Origin of the sequence: Microbacterium sp. LEMMJ01, from assembly GCF_002114135.1 — a bacterium.
Taxonomy (GTDB): Bacteria; Actinomycetota; Actinomycetes; order Actinomycetales; family Microbacteriaceae; genus Microbacterium.
In genome coordinates, this window is the sequence record NZ_NCTV01000030.1 from 291,630 (window position 1) to 307,594 (window position 15,965).

At 70.3% G+C, this 15,965-nt stretch carries 15 protein-coding genes and 1 tRNA gene; 3 read left to right on the forward strand and 13 right to left on the reverse strand.

The genetic code is table 11. The features are described from left to right. Window positions 1–12 precede the first annotated feature (12 nt). Window positions 13–897 carry a LysR family transcriptional regulator ArgP gene (locus tag B7W94_RS10235; RefSeq protein WP_172400109.1) on the reverse strand — a complete coding sequence of 295 codons (885 nt, stop codon included), beginning with the start codon at window positions 895–897 and terminating at the stop codon, window positions 13–15. Between the two features lie 69 nt (window positions 898–966). Between B7W94_RS10235 and lysE the strand changes: the two genes are divergently transcribed. After that, window positions 967–1,620, forward strand: a complete 654-nt coding sequence (gene lysE, locus B7W94_RS10240; protein WP_025102331.1) for an L-lysine exporter — start codon at window positions 967–969, stop codon at window positions 1,618–1,620. A gap of 4 nt (window positions 1,621–1,624) precedes the next feature. Here lysE and B7W94_RS10245 read toward each other — a convergent pair whose 3' ends face one another. The 9 genes from B7W94_RS10245 to B7W94_RS10285 form a co-directional block, all read right to left on the reverse strand. Further along, on the reverse strand, window positions 1,625–1,981 hold the full coding sequence (locus B7W94_RS10245) for an iron chaperone (protein WP_025102332.1): 357 nt from the start codon (window positions 1,979–1,981) through the stop codon (window positions 1,625–1,627). Between the two features lie 40 nt (window positions 1,982–2,021). Next, window positions 2,022–2,825, reverse strand: coding sequence for an amino acid ABC transporter ATP-binding protein (locus B7W94_RS10250; RefSeq protein ID WP_085606301.1), 804 nt, complete (start codon window positions 2,823–2,825; stop codon window positions 2,022–2,024). Then, on the reverse strand, window positions 2,812–3,477 hold the full coding sequence (locus B7W94_RS10255) for an amino acid ABC transporter permease (protein ID WP_085606303.1): 666 nt from the start codon (window positions 3,475–3,477) through the stop codon (window positions 2,812–2,814). Before B7W94_RS10255 ends, B7W94_RS10250 begins: the two co-directional genes overlap by 14 nt. Before the next feature lie 3 nt (window positions 3,478–3,480). Next, window positions 3,481–4,296 carry an amino acid ABC transporter substrate-binding protein gene (locus B7W94_RS10260; protein ID WP_085606305.1) on the reverse strand — a complete coding sequence of 272 codons (816 nt, stop codon included), beginning with the start codon at window positions 4,294–4,296 and terminating at the stop codon, window positions 3,481–3,483. Between the two features lie 197 nt (window positions 4,297–4,493). Next, the gene (gene rplA / locus B7W94_RS10265) at window positions 4,494–5,183 is read right to left on the reverse strand and encodes a 50S ribosomal protein L1 (RefSeq protein WP_025102336.1); all 690 of its coding nucleotides are present in this window, start codon (window positions 5,181–5,183) and stop codon (window positions 4,494–4,496) included. Between the two features lie 11 nt (window positions 5,184–5,194). Next, on the reverse strand, window positions 5,195–5,626 hold the full coding sequence (gene rplK / locus B7W94_RS10270) for a 50S ribosomal protein L11 (RefSeq protein WP_025102337.1): 432 nt from the start codon (window positions 5,624–5,626) through the stop codon (window positions 5,195–5,197). A 270-nt stretch (window positions 5,627–5,896) separates the two neighbouring features. Beyond that, a complete protein-coding gene (gene nusG, locus B7W94_RS10275; RefSeq protein ID WP_025102338.1) occupies window positions 5,897–6,931 on the reverse strand; it encodes a transcription termination/antitermination protein NusG in 1,035 nt (344 codons plus the stop codon). A gap of 42 nt (window positions 6,932–6,973) precedes the next feature. Beyond that, a complete protein-coding gene (secE, locus tag B7W94_RS10280) occupies window positions 6,974–7,246 on the reverse strand; it encodes a preprotein translocase subunit SecE (RefSeq protein ID WP_025102339.1) in 273 nt (90 codons plus the stop codon). Between the two features lie 39 nt (window positions 7,247–7,285). After that, window positions 7,286–7,358: transfer RNA gene (locus B7W94_RS10285), tRNA-Trp, on the reverse strand. 192 nt (window positions 7,359–7,550) lie between these two features. Here B7W94_RS10285 and B7W94_RS10290 point away from each other — a divergent pair. Continuing rightward, window positions 7,551–9,371 carry an HSP90 family protein gene (locus tag B7W94_RS10290; RefSeq protein WP_085606307.1) on the forward strand — a complete coding sequence of 607 codons (1,821 nt, stop codon included), beginning with the start codon at window positions 7,551–7,553 and terminating at the stop codon, window positions 9,369–9,371. Between the two features lie 27 nt (window positions 9,372–9,398). Beyond that, complete coding sequence (locus tag B7W94_RS10295; RefSeq protein WP_085606309.1) at window positions 9,399–12,191, forward strand: hypothetical protein; 2,793 nt, start codon at window positions 9,399–9,401, stop codon at window positions 12,189–12,191. A 62-nt stretch (window positions 12,192–12,253) separates the two neighbouring features. Here the strand turns inward: B7W94_RS10295 and poxB are convergent, their stop codons facing one another. The 3 genes from poxB to B7W94_RS10310 all read right to left on the reverse strand — a co-directional run bounded on the left by poxB (window position 12,254) and on the right by B7W94_RS10310 (window position 15,943). Continuing rightward, entirely contained in the window at window positions 12,254–13,978 is a 1,725-nt protein-coding gene (poxB, locus tag B7W94_RS10300) for a ubiquinone-dependent pyruvate dehydrogenase (RefSeq protein ID WP_085606311.1), read from the reverse strand. Between the two features lie 40 nt (window positions 13,979–14,018). Beyond that, window positions 14,019–14,456: a pyridoxamine 5'-phosphate oxidase family protein gene (locus B7W94_RS10305; protein WP_085606313.1), complete on the reverse strand. Its 438-nt coding sequence runs from the start codon at window positions 14,454–14,456 to the stop codon at window positions 14,019–14,021. A gap of 122 nt (window positions 14,457–14,578) precedes the next feature. Next, window positions 14,579–15,943, reverse strand: a complete 1,365-nt coding sequence (locus B7W94_RS10310) for an NAD-dependent succinate-semialdehyde dehydrogenase (protein WP_062765093.1) — start codon at window positions 15,941–15,943, stop codon at window positions 14,579–14,581. Between the last annotated feature and the right edge of the window lie 22 nt (window positions 15,944–15,965).

A 15,965-nucleotide genomic window follows, 5' to 3' on the forward strand; every position in this document is an offset into this window, starting at 1 on the left:
GTCCCGGCCGCGTCAGGGTTCGCGAGCGAGCACCCGACGCGCCTCCCCCGCGACCTCGGACGCGATCGTGTCGAGGAGCGCGGAGCGCAGGTTCCACTGCTGCCAGTACAGCGCCACGCGCAGGATCGGACCGCCCAGCGCCACGAGTCCCGGCACCTCCTGCAGCCGCGGCACCATCCCCCACCCCAGCCCGAGGCCGACGGCCAGCGCATAGTCGTGCGACGCCGGGACGTAGTGCCGGGGAACCCCGGCCGCCGGCACTCCCCGCGCGGCCAGCCACTCGTGCTGGAGGGTGTCCCGGCGGTCGAAGTCGACGAACGGCGCGTGCGCCAGAGCACCGGGGGTCACGCCGTCCGGGAACCATCGACGGGCGTAGGCGGCTTCGGCCATGGCGCGGTACTCGAGCACGCCGAGGGGCGTGACCGTGCACCCCGCGACCGCCGTGGCCTCGCTCGTGACCGCCGCCATGACGGTCCCCGATTCGAGCAGGCGCGCGGTGAAGTTCTGATCGTCACGATGAAGATCCAGATCGATGTCGTGCACAGCCGAGAGCCGGGCCATCGGTGCCAGGAACCAGGTCGCCATCGAATCCGCGTTGACGGCGAGCGGCACGCTGATCCGCCGCCCCTCAGCGCTCCCCTCGATCCCGACTCCCGCGAGAGCATCCTCTTCGAGGAGGGCGATCTGCCGCGCGAGCCGCACGACGGACTCCCCCGCCTCGGTGAGGCGGACCGGCTTGCTACGCACGAGGAGGATCCGCCCGAGTTGCTGCTCCAGCGCCTTGAGACGCTGACTGACCGCGGATGGGGTGACCTGCAGCCAACGCGACGCGGCATCGAGGGTGCCCTCGTCGGCGACGGCGGCCAGCGTGGCGGCGAGTTCCGGGTCGATCCTCACATCAGCGATGCTAATGGTGCGGAAGGAATCTTCGCTGCACCTCATGCTCAGCCCTCCTAGGCTCGACACATGCTCACCGTCCTCGCCGGTCTCGGCCTCGGTCTCTCCCTCATCGTCGCGATCGGCGCGCAGAACGTCTTCGTGCTGCGTCAGGGCATCCGGCGCGAGCACGTCCTCGCCGTCGTGATCGTGTGCGCCCTCTCCGACGCCGTGCTGATCATCGCCGGCGTCGCCGGGCTCGGGTTCGTGCTGTCCGCCGCCCCCTGGCTCGTCGTCGTTGCTCGCTGGGCAGGGGCGCTGTTCCTGCTCGGGTACGGCCTGCTCGCGGCGCGGCGGGCCTGGCGTGGCGGCGAGGAGCTGGTGGTCGACGGGGGCGACGCCCCGGTCCTTGAGGCGTCCGGGGGCACCGGCACGCTCACCCGCACCCGCCTCGCCCCGGTGATCCTCACGACGCTGGCGTTGACGTGGCTGAACCCGCACGTGTACCTCGACACGGTGCTGATGCTCGGGTCGATCGCGGCGACGCACGGGGAGGAGCGGTGGCTGTTCGCGGCAGGGGCGGTCGCGGCGAGCATCCTCTGGTTCACCGCCCTCGGCTTCGGCGCCCGCTACCTCGGACGGTGGCTGCGCACCCCGCGCTCCTGGCGCCTCCTCGACGCGGTGATCGCGGTCGTGATGATCACGCTGGCGGTGAGCCTCGTGCTCCCGGTGCTGGGCGGCTAGGCGTTCACCCGGCGTCGATCTGCGACACCCGCGCCCGGATGAGCGCGCGGACCGCCTCGACCGGCAGGGGGTGCTCCGGCTGGAACCGGATCGTCCCCTTGTCGAGGCTGACCCCGGGGTGACCGTCGAGGAAACCCGCTACGGCAGCGACCGCCTCGGGGCTGAACGGGTAGACGCCGATGTGCTTCTTCGCACGCATCACCGAGAGCAGCGGCTTGCCGTCGTACACGAGGGCCGGCATCCCGTAGCCCTTGCCCTGTTCCGCCTCCGGCACCTCCTCCGTGGCGATCGCGTACACGCCATCGATCACCGCACGGTCTGCGGCGTCGAGATCGGTCAGGTAGTCGTCGATGGTGCCCACGCACCGCATCCTGCCACCGATCGCCCGCGGGGTCGAGGACTCACGCGCCGTCGAGGGGCCGGAGGATGCGGGTGAGGAACCGCTGCGTGCGCTCGTGCTGCGGAGCGCTGAACAGCTCGGCGGGCGGCCCCTGCTCGACGACGACGCCGTCGTCCAGGAAGAGCACATGGTCTGCGGCCTCGCGGGCGAAGCTCAGCTCGTGGGTGACGACGGCCATCGTCCATCCCTCGTCGGCGAGCTCCTTGATGACGAGCAGCACCTCTCCCACGAGCTCCGGGTCGAGCGCGCTCGTCGGCTCGTCGAACAGCAGCAGGTCCGGCTGCAGGGCCAGTGCCCGCACGATGCCCACCCGCTGCTGCTGCCCGCCGGAGAGCTGATGCGGCCGCGCGTCCGCCTTGTCGGCGAGACCGACCCGGGCGAGCAGCGCCTGCGCCTCGGCGACGACCTCGGCCTTCGGACGGCCCTGCACCCGCCACGGCCCTTCGATCACGTTCTCCAGCACGGTCAGGTGCGGGAAGAGGTTGTGATGCTGGAACACCATCGCCGACCGGTCACGCAACGCGAGCCGCTGCTGCTTCGCGACGCGGGGCTTCGGGCGGATCTCCGGTGCGAAGTCGATCTCCGGGCCCCCGGCCATCGCGATGGTGCCGGCGTCCGGGGTCTCCAGGCCGTTCAGGGCGCGCAGGACGGTCGTCTTCCCCGAGCCGCTGGGCCCGATGAGCACCACGACCTCGCCGCGGTGCAGGGTGAGGTCGAAGCCGCGCAGCACCTCGGTGGTGCCGAAACTCTTGTGCAGGCCCCGTGCGGTGAGCAGCGGTTCGGCCGTGGGGTCAGTGCGCGACACGACTGTCGAGCCTCCTCTCCAGGGCGCTCTGCCCGAAGGAGAGCACCAGGCAGATCACCCAGTAGACCAGCGCCGCAGCCAGGTACAGCACCATGAACTCGAGCGTGGCGGAGGCGATCTGCTGCGCCACCTTGAACAGCTCCGTCACGAGGATCAGCGAGGTGAGGGAGGTGTCCTTCACGAGCGAGATGAACGTGTTGGACAGCGGCGGCACCGACACCCGGGCAGCCTGCGGGAGGATGATACGGGTCAGCGTGCGGGTGCGGTTCATCCCCACCGTATAGGCGGCCTCCCACTGCCCCTTCGGCACCGAGAGGATCGCCGCCCGTACGACCTCGGCGCCGTAGCCGCCGACGTTGAGCGAGAGCGCGATGATGGCGCTCGGCCACGGATCGAGGGTCACCCCGACGGACGGCAGGCCGTAGAAGATCACGAAGAGCTGCACGAGCATCGGCGTGCCGCGGATCACCGAGATGTAGAACCGCGCGATGCCGGACACCACCGGATGCACCGAGATCCGCATCAGCGCCATGCCGATCGCGATCACGAGCCCCAGCGCGAACGACACCAGGGCGAGCGGGATCGTCGCCGTCAGCCCCGCCCAGGCGATCGGCCCGAGCGAGGAGAAGAAGAGCTCCCAGGGATTCTGCATCGCCTACTGCGAGACGTCTTCGCCGAAGTACTTCTCGCTGATCTCGGCCAAGGTGTCGTCGGCACGGAGCGTGTCGAGCGCTTCGTCGACCGCATCGACGAGCGCCTCCTTGTCCTTCGTGAACACGAAGGCCTGCTCACCGGCGTCATCGGTCTCCGCCGCGATCTTCAGGCCCGTCGGGCTGTTGGTCGTCTCGTAGTCGAGGAACGTCAGCTTGTCGTTGACGGTCGCATCCACCCGGCCCTGGCGGAGGAGCTCCACGGCCTGCGCCCACCCCTCGACGCCCTCGACCTTGGCGCCGGACTCGGTGGCCAGCTCGTACCAGTTGCTCGTGAGGGACTGCGCCGTCGTCTTGCCCTCGAGGTCGTCGAAGGACGAGATGGAGTCGTCGTCCTCCTTCACCACGATCACGCCGGGCGACACCGTGTACGGGGTGCTGAAGAGGTACTTCGCCTCGCGCTCCTCGTTGATCGACACCTGGTTCGCGATTACGTCGAAGCGGCCGGCGTCGAGACCCGCGAAGATCGCATCCCACTGCGTCTCCTGGAACTCGACCTTCAGGCCGAGCTCGTCGGCGACGGCCTGAATGATCTCGACGTCGTAGCCGGTGAGGTCACCGGAACCGCCGTCGTCGTGGAAGCTGAACGGGCGGTAGGTGCCCTCGGTCGCGACCGTCAGCGTGCCGTCCTTCACCAGGCCGAAGTCGGAGCCCGCGGCGCCCTCGCCGTCCGTGCTCGCGGGCGTGCTGGACCCGCTGCAGGCGGTCAGCGCGGCGGCGGCGACGACGAGTGCGGTGACGGCGATGAGACGACGGGACATGGACCCTCCTGGGGTGAGAAAGCGCGGGAGCGAGTTTACGCGACGACCGCGGGAACTCCCCCACAGTACGCGGCGCCTCCGACGTCCGCGCATCGGATGACGCCGGATGTCGCGCGCCGAACCGCCCCGGGAACGCAGAACGCCCCCGGGCGGACCCGGGGGCGTTCGGTGCGACAGGTGCGAGACCCGTCGACGCGTCAGATGGCGTTGACGTCCAGCGGGATGCCGGGGCCGAACGTGGTCGACACCGCACCCTTCTGGATGTAACGACCCTTGGCGCTGGACGGCTTGAGGCGGACGATCTCCTCGAGCGCGGCGTCGATGTTCTCGTTCAGCTGCTCGGCCGAGAAGGAGGCCTTGCCGATGACGAAGTGCACGTTGGCGTGCTTGTCGACGCGGAACTCGATCTTTCCGCCCTTGATCTCCTCGACGGCCTTGGCCGGGTTCGGAGTCACGGTGCCGGTCTTCGGGTTCGGCATCAGGCCACGGGGACCGAGCACCTTGCCGAGACGGCCGACCTGGCCCATGAGCTCCGGGGTCGAGACCGCGGAGTCGAAGTTGGTCCAGCCGTCGGCGACCTTCTGGATGAGCTCGGCGCCGCCGACCTCATCGGCGCCGGCCGCGATCGCCGCCTCGGCCGCGGGGCCGGTGGCGAACACGATGACGCGGGCGGTCTTACCGGTGCCGTGGGGCAGGATGACGGTGCCGCGCACCATCTGGTCCGCCTTGCGGGGGTCGACAGCGAGCTTCAGCGCGACCTCGACGGTCGAGTCGAACTTCGCCGAACCGGTCTCCTTCGCGAGCGCGACGGCCTCGGACGGCGTGTAGAAACGGTCTGCCTCGATCTTCTCGGCGGCAGCCTTGTAAGCCTTGGACTTGGTAGCCATGATTATTCTCCTCAGCCCTCGACCGTGATGCCCATGGAACGGGCGGTGCCGGCGATGATCTTCGAGGCGGCCTCGATGTCGTTCGCGTTCAGGTCGGCCTGCTTCTGCTCGGCGATCTGACGGACCTGGTCCTTGGTGATCTTGCCGACCTTGACGGTGTGCGGGGTGGCCGAAGCCTTCTGCACGCCGGCGGCCTTCTTGATGAGCTCCGCCGCGGGCGGGGTCTTCAGGACGAAGGTGAAGCTGCGGTCCTCGTAGACGGTGATCTCGACGGGGATGACGTTGCCGCGCTGCGACTCGGTCGCGGCGTTGTACGCCTTGCAGAACTCCATGATGTTGACGCCATGCTGACCGAGCGCGGGGCCGATCGGCGGCGCCGGGTTGGCGGCACCGGCGTTGATCTGAAGCTTGATCAGGCCGGTCACCTTCTTCTTCGGTGCCATTCTCTTTCCTTTCCTCGAGGCGGATGCGAGCATCCGCTTCTCCCACGGCTCCGGCCTCTCCGGCCCGTGGTCGTCTGCGCGCCCTTCGATAAGCTCAGCGGCACACAAACCACGTAAGTCTACCCGATCACTCCCCCACTCGCGAGCCGGCCCCTTGTGTGCGAGCCGGCCCTCTGCGTGCGTCCGCAACGGGCCGGGAGACACGAAAGGGGGTGGGTCGGGGGAAAGAAAACGGCCGCCCCCGAAGAGGGCGGCCGTTCTCGTGCACTGTCAGATCATCTTGGTGACCTGGTCGAACGACAGCTCGACCGGGGTCTCGCGCTCGAAGAGCGAGACGAGGACCGTGAGCTTGCCGCTCTCCGGCTTGATCTCGCTGATCGAACCGGGAAGACCCGCGAACGAGCCCTCCTTGATCGTGATGGTCTCGCCGACCTCGAAGTCGACCTCGGCGGGAAGCGGACGGGCGACGGCGACGCCGCCCTTGGCCGCGATGTTCTTGGCGGTCGGCACGTCCTTGACCTCGACGAGGGACTTCAGCATGTTGAAGGCCTCTTCGAAGCGCAGCGGCGTCGGGTTGTGGGCGTTGCCCACGAAGCCGGTGACGCCGGGGGTGTGCCGCACGACCGACCAGGTGTCTTCCGTCAGCTCCATGCGCACCAGCACGTAGCCGGGGATGCGCACGCGGGTGACCATCTTGCGCTGGCCGTTCTTGATCTCGACGACGTCCTCCATCGGGACCTCGACCTGGTAGATCTCGTCCTCGACCTCGAGCGTCGACTTGCGCTGCTCGATGTTCGCCTTGACCTTGCGCTCGAAGCCGGCGTACGAGTGGATGACGTACCACTTGCCGGGGAGCATGCGCAGGTCCATGCGGAAGGCCTCGTACGGGTCTTCCTCGGACGCCGACTCGTCCTCGTCGGACTCGGCGGCGGGACGGTCGTCTTCGCCGTTCACGTCGGGCCCCTCGTACGGGGTGACCTCGTCGGCCGCCTCGGCCTCCTGCTCCGCGACCTCTTCGGCCACGGAATCGTTGAGGACCTCGGCGGCGGCTTCGGACTCCGCGGCCTCGTCCAGGTTCAGAGCGTCGTTCACGATGGCGTCCGCCTCCGGGTCGTCGATGTCGATGTCGATGTCTTCCGTCTCCTGCTCGCCGTCCTCGTCCTCGACGTGGACCGCGACGTGCTCGGCAGAGGTGACCGAGAGCTCCTCCGCGGCGAGCACGTTGCCCTCCTGGGCCTCGTCCTCCTCGCTGGACTGCTCTGCGGCGGTCGCCCAGTCGGCGTCGTCGGAATATCGTTCAGACACGTTGCTTCTTCTCCATAGCTGCGGCGGTCGCCGCGGGGGTCATCAGCCAGGGATTCCGAACACGTAGTGCGTCAGGAGCCCGAAGACGTAGTCGAGACCGTAGACGATGCCCATGACGATCAGGACGAAGACGAGCACCACACCCGTGAACTTGAAAAGCTCCTTGCGGGTCGGGGTGACGACCTTGCGCAGTTCGGCGATGACCTGGCGGATGAACAGGGCGATGCCCCCGAAGAACCGGGAGAAGGGGTTGCCCTTCTTCTGGCGCGTGGCGCCGGCCGCGACGACGTCGCCGCGCGGTTCGTCCTGATCCATCCTGAATGTACCTTTCGTGTGTCAGCGTGCGCTGACGCGCAGGGCGGACAGGAATCGAACCTGCAACCTGCGGTTTTGGAGACCGCTGCTCTGCCAATTGAGCTACCGCCCTAGAGACCCGGAGGTCTCGGGGATGCCCTCCCCACCCTGTCACCGGCCGATGTCGTAGACGCCAGGCACGGCGAAAGAATGCAGAGAACAACTGCTCACCAAGCATACGGCATCGATCCGGTGGTGCCGAACAGGAAGCGGAACCGGCGTTGTTGCTAGGCTCGGCGGGCGGACGAAGCAGGAAGGGACGCATGTGAGTGGGGATGTGCAGCAGTTCCAGGTGGACCTGCGCGGAGTCGTCGATCTGCTCAGCCGGCACATCTACTCCAGTCCCCGGGTCTATCTGCGGGAACTGCTCCAGAACGCGAGGGACGCGATCGCCGCGCGCCGTGAGGTCGACGGCGGCGGCAGCCGCATCCGGATCACGCCGCTGACCGCGCAGTCGGGCGAGTTCGTGCTCCGCGACGACGGCGTGGGCCTGACCGCCGCCGAGGTCGCCGATCTGCTCGCGACCGTCGGGCGCAGCTCCAAGCGGGACATCTTCGACCTCCCCCGGAGCGACTTCCTCGGCCAGTTCGGCATCGGGCTGCTGAGCTGTTTCATGGTCGCCGACACCATCGTCATCCGCTCCCGCAGCGCCAGAGGCGGCTCCGCGGTGGAGTGGACGGGCAGCGCGGACGGCACCTTCCGCGTGACGGAGATCGACGACGACCTCCCCATCGGCACCAGCGTGCACCTCGTACCGCGCTTCGACGCCGACGAGCTGCTGCGGCCGGCGGCCGTGCACGAGCTCGCGACCACCTTCGGGGAGTTCCTGCCGGTGCGGGTGACCATCGACGCGCCCGGAGGGGACATCGATGTGACGCGCGAGCCGCCCTTCCTCGACCCCGCCGCCGACATCGAGGCGGCTGTGCAGTACGGTCGCGACCTGCTCGGGGCCGCCCCGCTGGACGTGATCCCGCTGAGCGAGCCGGCGACCGGGACGCAGGGCCTGGCGTACGTGCTGCCCTTCGCACCCCCGCCCGGCGCCCGCCAGGCGACCCGTATGTACCTGGGGCGCATGCTGCTGTCCGAGCGCGTCGACGACGTCCTGCCCGACTGGGCCTTCTTCGTGCGCGCCGTCGTCGACTCCACCGGCCTCGCGCCGACCGCGAGCCGCGAATCCCTCGTCGAGGACACGGCCCTGGAGCACGTCCGGGAGCAGCTCGGCGCCGGGATCCGCCGCTGGGTGCTCGAACTCGGGCTGCGCGAACCGCATCGCCTCGCCCAGTTCGTGGCCGTGCACGAGGTCGGACTCAAGTCGCTGGTGCGCCACGACGAGGAGCTCGCGCGTTTCATCACGCGCTGGCTCACCGTGGAGACCACGCACGGCACGCTGCGGATCGGCGAGCTCGTGGAACGTTACCCTCACGTGCGCTACGCCCAGACGGTCGACGAGTTCCGCCAGGTGGCTGGTATCTCACCCTCGGACGAGGTGCTCGTCAACGGCGGCTACCTCTATGACGCGGACCTGATCCGCCTGCTCCCCGACCTCTACCCGCAGGTCACGGTGGAGAAGGTCGACGTGACCGGGGAGCTCGATCGCCTCGACCCGCCGCCGCTGGACGACCGGGACATCGCGATGGCGTTGGAGTCCCGCGCCGGCGCCGTGCTCGCCGCCTCCGACTGTGCGGTCGTGGTCAGGGCGATCGATCGCCCCGAGCTGACCGGGCTCTACGTCGCGGATCCCGAGGTGCTGCGCACGATCGACCGCGGGCGCACCAAGGGCATCGCGAGCACGCTCTGGGGCGGGGTGCTCGACCGGATCGATCAGACGATCTCCTCCGCACGGGACGACGACCTCACGGCGCGGCTGTGCCTGAACTGGTCGAACCGCGTCGTCCGCGCCCTCGTCCGCGTCGAGGACGACGCCGTGTTCGCGCGCACGGTCCAACTGCTCTACATCCAGGCGCTCCTCGCGGGACATCACCCGCTCTCGGACGCCGACCGGGCCCTCATGACCAGCGCCCTGTCCGACCTCGTCTCGCTCTCCGCCGGCATCGAGGGGGACACGCTCCCCTTCGACGCGCGCTGACACCCCGACTACCCGAAAGGGCCTTCCATGGCACGTCCGAAGAAGCGCTTCCAGCAGCTCATCGAGGAGATCGACCGCACCCCGTGGGGTCCGGCGGAGCAGGCCCTCGTGGCGGAGGCCGTCGCGCTGGCCATCGAGATCGGCGACGAACGACTGGAGTACGAGGCCCGCATGCGCCAGACCGCCTCGGCGAACATGGTCGGGGCCACCGACGTCATGCTCAACTCGTTCGCCTGGTGCCTCGCGCATCACGACGCCGACCCGCAGCGGTTCCCCGCCGACCTCGACAACGGCGGGGCCGACCTCATGTGGCAGTTCAAGTGGATGGCGTCATCCCTGCGCTCCTCCCCCGCCTTCTCGCAGGAGCAGATCGCCGCGGTGCTCGACGACATGGAGGCGCACTACCGTGCGGCAGGTCTCGGCCTCAGCGGCGTGCTGACCGCCCGCTTCGAGGACGCCTGGGACGCCGGTCGGTTCGACGCCGCCGAGGCCCTGCGCGTGCAGCTCGAGGCCACGCCGCGGGACGAGCACAGCCACTGCGACGCCTGCAGCCGCAGCCAGTTCGCGGGCTTCTTCGCGGAGACCGACCGCGACGCCGACGCCATCCGCCTCGTCGAGGAGATGCTCGAGGGCGGCTTCTCGTGCGGCGAGGAGCCGGAGCACGCTCTGTCCCGCGTGCTGCTCCCGTATCTGCGCGCCGGTCGCACGGAGGACGCGAAGACCGCGCACCTGCGCAGCTACCGCCTGGCGAAGGACAACCCGGACAACCTGCGCATCGTGGCCAACAACATCGTGTTCGCGGCGATCACCGGCAACGAGGCGCGGGCGCTGGCCCTGATCGAGAAGCACATCGCGTGGCTGGCCCACGACGGCCTCAACGTCGACGCGCACTTCGCCGCCCTCACCGCCTTCGCGGTCGCTCTCGACCGCGTCACCGCTGCCGGACACGGCGACACCCCGGTCCGCGGCGCCGACGCCCCGGCGCTCGTGCCGCTGCTGGGCACGCACGACGGCCCGTGGAGCGCCGCCGAGCTCGCCGCGACCGCCTGGTCGACGGCCGAGCGCATCGGCGCACAGTTCGACGAGCGGGACGGCACCGACGGCCACGCCCGCAGCCTCGCTCGGATGCGCGCTCTCGCCGACGAGAGCTACGACGTCCCGATCCGCTCCGACGCGTTCGTCGCCCCCGCGCCGGCGACGACCCCGACCGACCCGGACGGCTGGTTCGAGCGGGCGATGCAGCTCGCGCAGTTCGGCGCCGAGCAGGAGACCCTCGCCGCCCTCCCGCACGCCCTGGAGATCGACGACGCCGCCAAGCGCGCGCAGCTCCTGTCGATGCACCTCGGCATCCTCGTCGCACTCGATCGCGTGGACGAGGCCGAGCGCCTCCTCCCCGAGCGGATCGCCGCGCTTCGGGCCGCCGGGAACGACGCGCAGGCCGACCTCGAGGAGCGGCTCGGACTGGCGACCTTCGGCCTGCACACCGACGAGACCATGGCGGCGCTCGAAGAGGAGCTGGCCGAGGCCGACCGTCTTCCCGCGTGGTCGCGCGGCGACCTGGCGATCAGCCGCGCGTCGCTGCACCTCCGGGCGGAGGAGCCGGACGCGGCGCTGGACCTCGCGGAGCTCGCCGCGCGCTCGTTCGCGGAGGCCGAGGACACCCGGCTGTCCAACACCACGACCCTCGTCGCGATCGGCGCCGTGCTGAGCAAGGGCGACCTCGACGCCGGTCGCACGCTCCTCGACCGCTTCCTCTCCCAGGAGGACCTGTCCGCCGGACACCGGGCCCACGCGCTGCAGACCCGGGCCCGCGTGCGCGGCGGCACGGGTGCGTACCAGGACGGGGCCGTCGACGCCGACGAGGTGTGCCGGCTGCTCGCCGAACTCGGCGCCACGCGCGCTCTCGCCGAGGCCCATGTGCTCGCGGGCGCGCTCTGGGAGGACGCCGAGGAGCCCGAGAAGGCCGTCGCCCGCTACCGTCTGGCCGCTCGGCTGCAGGACGACAGCGATCGCACCGGCGTCGACTTCCGGCTGGCCAGGGCGATGCTCCGCGCGGGAGACGCCGAGGAGGCAGCCGAGCTCTTCGGCGACGTGCTCCAGCGCGAGGAGAACGCCGAGACCCCTGCGGGTTCGCGCGCCATGACCGCCTCCCTCCTGGCGAGGTCGCTCGCCGAGTCCGGAGAGTACGGACAGGCGGTCGGCGCGCACGGCTACGCGGCCGAGCTGTTCGGACAGGCGGAGGCCCACGCCGACCAGGCCATGGCCATGACGGAGCAGGCGAAGATCCTCGCCCGCTTCGAGGAGCACGACGACGCGGTGCGGCTGCTGGAGGGCGCTGCGGACATCGTGCGGCGTGCCCCCGAGGCCGTCGGCGCGCTGTCCGAGGTGCTGCACAGCCTCGGCCAAGCCTATGCCGGCCGGGGTGACGAGCGCGCCTTCCCCCTCTTCGACGAGGTCGCGGCACTCGCCCAGGAGCACGAAGCCGGCTGGCTGCTCGCCGACGTGACCGACTCCCGCGGCCGCGCGCTGGCCCAGCTGGGCCGGATCGATGAGGCCGTCGCCGCCGCCCTCACCGCGGCGGACGGCTTCGCCGCGCTGGGCGATCAGGGCGCCGCCGGCAGCTCGGAACTGTTCGCGGGCCGGGTGCTCGCGGGGAACGACCGCCCGGCCGATGCCGTGCCGGTGTACCGGAGCGCCCTGGAGCATGCCGAGGGCTTCCCGCCGCTGCGTCAGGTGGCGGCGCTGGAGCTCGGCGACGTGCTTGAGGTGCTGGGGCGGCACGCCGAGGCCGCAGAGGTCAGGGCCCTCGTCGAGAGCTGACGCGACATCGGCGCGGGATCCGAGGGGATCCCGCGCCGATGCGGATGCGGCGGAGGGCCGCGTCAGAAGAGCTGACGCCAGTTCGCCCGTGCGAGGTCGAGCAGCTCGTCGCCGCGACCCGACATGACCGTGCGGATCGCGTAGAGCGCGAAGCCCTTGACCTGCGCGGCCTCGATCGCGGGCGGCATGGACAGCTCCTGCCGCTCGGTCACGACGTCGAGCAGCGCGGGACCGTCGTGCGCGAGGACCTCGCGGACCGCCTCCGGCAGATCCTCGCTGCGCTCCACCCGACGGGCGAAGATCCCCATGGCCTCGGCGATCGCGGCGAAGCTGGGGTTGTCCAGCCCGGTGCCGTAGGTGACGAAGCCGGCGGCCTTCATCTCCAGCTCCACGAAGTTCAGCGACGAGTTGTTCACCACGATCGTCTTGACCGGGAGACCGTTCTGGGTGAGCGTGAGCAGCTCGCCGAGCATCATCGCGAGGCCGCCGTCGCCGGCGAGCGCCACGACCTGACGATCCGGATGCGCGACCTGCGCGCCGATGCCCTGCATCAGGGCGTTCGCCATCGAGCCGTGCGTGAACGATCCGATCAGCCGGCGCCCCTCGGTCATGGACAGGTACCGCGCGGCCCAGACGGTCGGCGACCCCACGTCGGCGGTGAAGATCGCATCGTCGGCGGCGTACTCGTCGAGCAGCCGGGCGAGGTACTGCGGGTGGATGGGGCGCGTGCCCTTGGCCGGCACCGCGAGCTCGTCGAGCTTCTTCCGTGTCTTCCGGTAGTGGGCCACGGCGTCGTCGAGGTGGCCGCGGTCGTCCTTCCGCGCGATGCGGGGCAGCAGGGCTTCGGCGGTGGCCTTCACGTCACCGACGAGACCGAGGTCGAGCGGGTGGCGCTTGCCGAGCTGGGACCCGCGGATGTCGACCTGGATGGTGGTCGCGTGATCCGGGTAGAACTGCTCGTACGGGAAGTCGCTGCCGAGGACGAGGAGCGTGTCGGCCGCCTCCATGGCGCGGTAGCCGGACGCGAAGCCGAGCAGTCCCGTCATGCCGACGTCGAAGGGGTTGTCGTACTCGATGAACTCCTTGCCGCGCAGCGCGTGGACGATGGGGGCACCGAGCGCGTCGGCGAGCGCGATCACCTCGTCGTGCGCCCCCTCGACGCCGGCCCCGGCGAGGATGGTGACCTTCTTGGCCGCGTTCAGCATGGTCGCTGCCTTCTCCAGCTCCGGGCCGCTGGGCTGGATCAGCGGGCGGGTGCGCTCGATCACCACGGCGCGGTCGTCCGCGATCTCGGACAGCGCCACGTCGCCGGGGATCACGAGGACGGCGACGCCGCGCTGCTCGATGGCCGCGCGCATCGCGATCTCCATCAGCCGCGGCATCTGCGACGGGTCAGCGACGTATTCGACGTACACGCTGCACTCGCGGAACAGCTCCTGCGGGTGCGTCTCCTGGAAGTACCCGGTACCGATCTCGACGGTCGGGATGTGCGCGGCGATGGCGAGCACCGGCACGCGAGAGCGCTGCGCGTCGTACAGGCCGTTGATGAGGTGCAGGTTGCCGGGGCCGCACGAGCCCGCCACGACGGCGAGGTCTCCGGTGGTGCCGGCGTCGGCCGCGGCGGCGAAGGCGGCGGACTCCTCGTGGCGCACGTGCACCCAGCGGATCCGGCCGTCCTTGCGGAGGGCGTCCGTGAGACCGTTCAGGGAGTCGCCCGGGATGCCGTAGACCCGGTCGACTCCGTTGGCGTTCAGAGTCTTGACGATGTTCTCAGCGACGTTGGCCATACCCCGACCCTACGCCCGCCGAGGCCTCCCCGGGCCGGGCTCAGTACTCCTGCGGACCGTCCCGGTCGGGCTCGGGATCGCGCTGGAACGCGCGGCCGGACACCGACGTCGGGGCGATGCGCACGTACACGCGCTTGTCGGTCGGGATCCACGGACGCAGACCCGCCGCCTCCGCCCGCTCGATGTCGGCGTCGGTCTCCAGCGCCTCCGCACGCCCGCGCACGATGACGCTCCAGGCGGCGGTGTCCGTGTGGTCGTCGACCTCGAAGAGCACGTCGGCGTTGACCGTCAGCTCGAACAGCTTGCTCCCGGGGGCCGTGCGGAACAGGAGTCCTTCACCGTCGACGGCGTAGTTCACGGGGAAGATGTCGATGGTCTCGCCGACCCTCGTGACGAGCCGCCCGAGCTCCTGGCTGCGCAGGTGCTCCCAGCTCTGCTCCGCGGTGAGGGACTGGACCGGATCCGTGTGCGCGCTCATGCCGCCATTGTGCCTCGTCCGTCTTCGACGCGCACCCCGTCGACCCGGCCCCTCTCGTGCGAGCGGCCCCCTTGCGTGCGCACGCAAGGGGGCCGCTCGGCCGCAAGGGGGTGGGTCGACGGTCAGCCGATGCGGATCAGCTTCTTGTTGACGAACTCGTCGGCGGCCAGGTGGCCGAGCTCGCGGGCCGTGCCGCTGCGCTTGATGCCGCCGAACGGGAGCTCGGGGCTGTCGGCGAGCACGAGGTTCACGTAGACCATGCCGGCCTCGATCCGGTCGGCCACCCGCTCCGCCTGCGCCTCGTCCGTCGTGAAGACGTAGGAGCCGAGACCGAACGTGGTGTCGTTGGCCAGCGCGACCGCCGCGTCCTCGTCCGCGACGCGGTACACGACCGCTGCGGGGCCGAACAGCTCCTCGCGGTAGACGTCCATCTCCGGGGTCACGTCGGCGAGCACGGTCGGTGCGAAGAACGCCCCGTCGCGCGTGCCGCCCGTGAGGAGGGTCGCGCCCTGGGCCACGGCGGTGTCGATCTGCTTCTGCAGGTTCTCCGCCGCCGCCTCCGACGAGACCGGACCGAGGACCGTGTCGTCGAGCGTGGGATCGGTCGCCTCGACGGCCGCCATCGCCGCCGTGAACTTCTCCACGAACGCGTCGTAGAGCTCGTCGACGATGATGAAGCGCTTGGCGCCGTTGCAGGCCTGGCCGTTGTTGTCGAGGCGCGCGTCCACACCCGCCTGCACAGTGGCGTCGAGGTCGTCGGTGGAGAGCACGATGAACGGGTCGGACCCGCCGAGCTCCAGCGCGACCTTCTTGAGGTTGCGCCCCGCGACCTCGGCGACCGCGGCGCCGGCGCGCTCGGACCCGGTCAGCGACACGCCCTGCACCCGCCAGTCCGCGATCATCGCCGCGATCTGGTCGTTCGTGGCGAGCACGTTCTGGTACGCGCCCTTCGGGAAGCCCGCGTCGTGGTAGATCGCCTCGATCGCGCTCGACGACTCCGGGCACTGCGGCGCGGGCTTGAGGAGGATCGTGTTGCCGACGATCAGGTTCGGCGCGGCGAAGCGCACGATCTGGTACGCCGGGAAGTTCCACGGCATGATGCCCACGAGCGGCCCCAGCGAGGAGCGGCGGATGATCGCCGAGCCCTCACCGAGGATCTTGATGGGCTGGTCGGCCATGATGTCCTCGGCCTGGTCCGCGTAGTACTCCGCGATGTCGGCCGCGAAGTCGACCTCGCCGAGTGCCGCCTCCCGCGGCTTGCCCATCTCGCGCACGAAGATGTCGGCCAGCTCCTCGCGGCGCTCACGGTGGAGCTCGGCCGCGCGACGCAGCAGCGCGGCACGGTCGGCGACCGTCGTGGAGCGCGACCACTCGCGGTGCGCCTCGTCGGCGGCCGCGACGGCCTCCTCGATCTGGGCGTCGGTGAACGTGTCGTACGACGCCAGGGTCTCGCCGGTGGCGGGGTTGACGACGGCATAGTCGGTCATGTGTCTCCTCCTCTTGCCGTGC

Bases quoted from the DNA above. Each gene is read 5' to 3' on its own strand.
- secE (WP_025102339.1), bottom strand. From the start codon at position 7,246: ATGGATCAGGACGAACCGCGCGGCGACGTCGTCGCGGCCGGCGCCACG.
- B7W94_RS10255 (WP_085606303.1), bottom strand. From the start codon at position 3,477: ATGCAGAATCCCTGGGAGCTCTTCTTCTCCTCGCTCGGGCCGATCGCC.
- rplA (WP_025102336.1), bottom strand. From the start codon at position 5,183: ATGGCTACCAAGTCCAAGGCTTACAAGGCTGCCGCCGAGAAGATCGAG.
- poxB (WP_085606311.1), bottom strand. From the start codon at position 13,978: ATGGCCAACGTCGCTGAGAACATCGTCAAGACTCTGAACGCCAACGGA.
- B7W94_RS10310 (WP_062765093.1), bottom strand. From the start codon at position 15,943: ATGACCGACTATGCCGTCGTCAACCCCGCCACCGGCGAGACCCTGGCG.
- B7W94_RS10305 (WP_085606313.1), bottom strand. From the start codon at position 14,456: ATGAGCGCGCACACGGATCCGGTCCAGTCCCTCACCGCGGAGCAGAGC.
- rplK (WP_025102337.1), bottom strand. From the start codon at position 5,626: ATGGCACCGAAGAAGAAGGTGACCGGCCTGATCAAGCTTCAGATCAAC.
- B7W94_RS10295 (WP_085606309.1), top strand. From the start codon at position 9,399: ATGGCACGTCCGAAGAAGCGCTTCCAGCAGCTCATCGAGGAGATCGAC.
- B7W94_RS10260 (WP_085606305.1), bottom strand. From the start codon at position 4,296: ATGTCCCGTCGTCTCATCGCCGTCACCGCACTCGTCGTCGCCGCCGCC.
- lysE (WP_025102331.1), top strand. From the start codon at position 967: ATGCTCACCGTCCTCGCCGGTCTCGGCCTCGGTCTCTCCCTCATCGTC.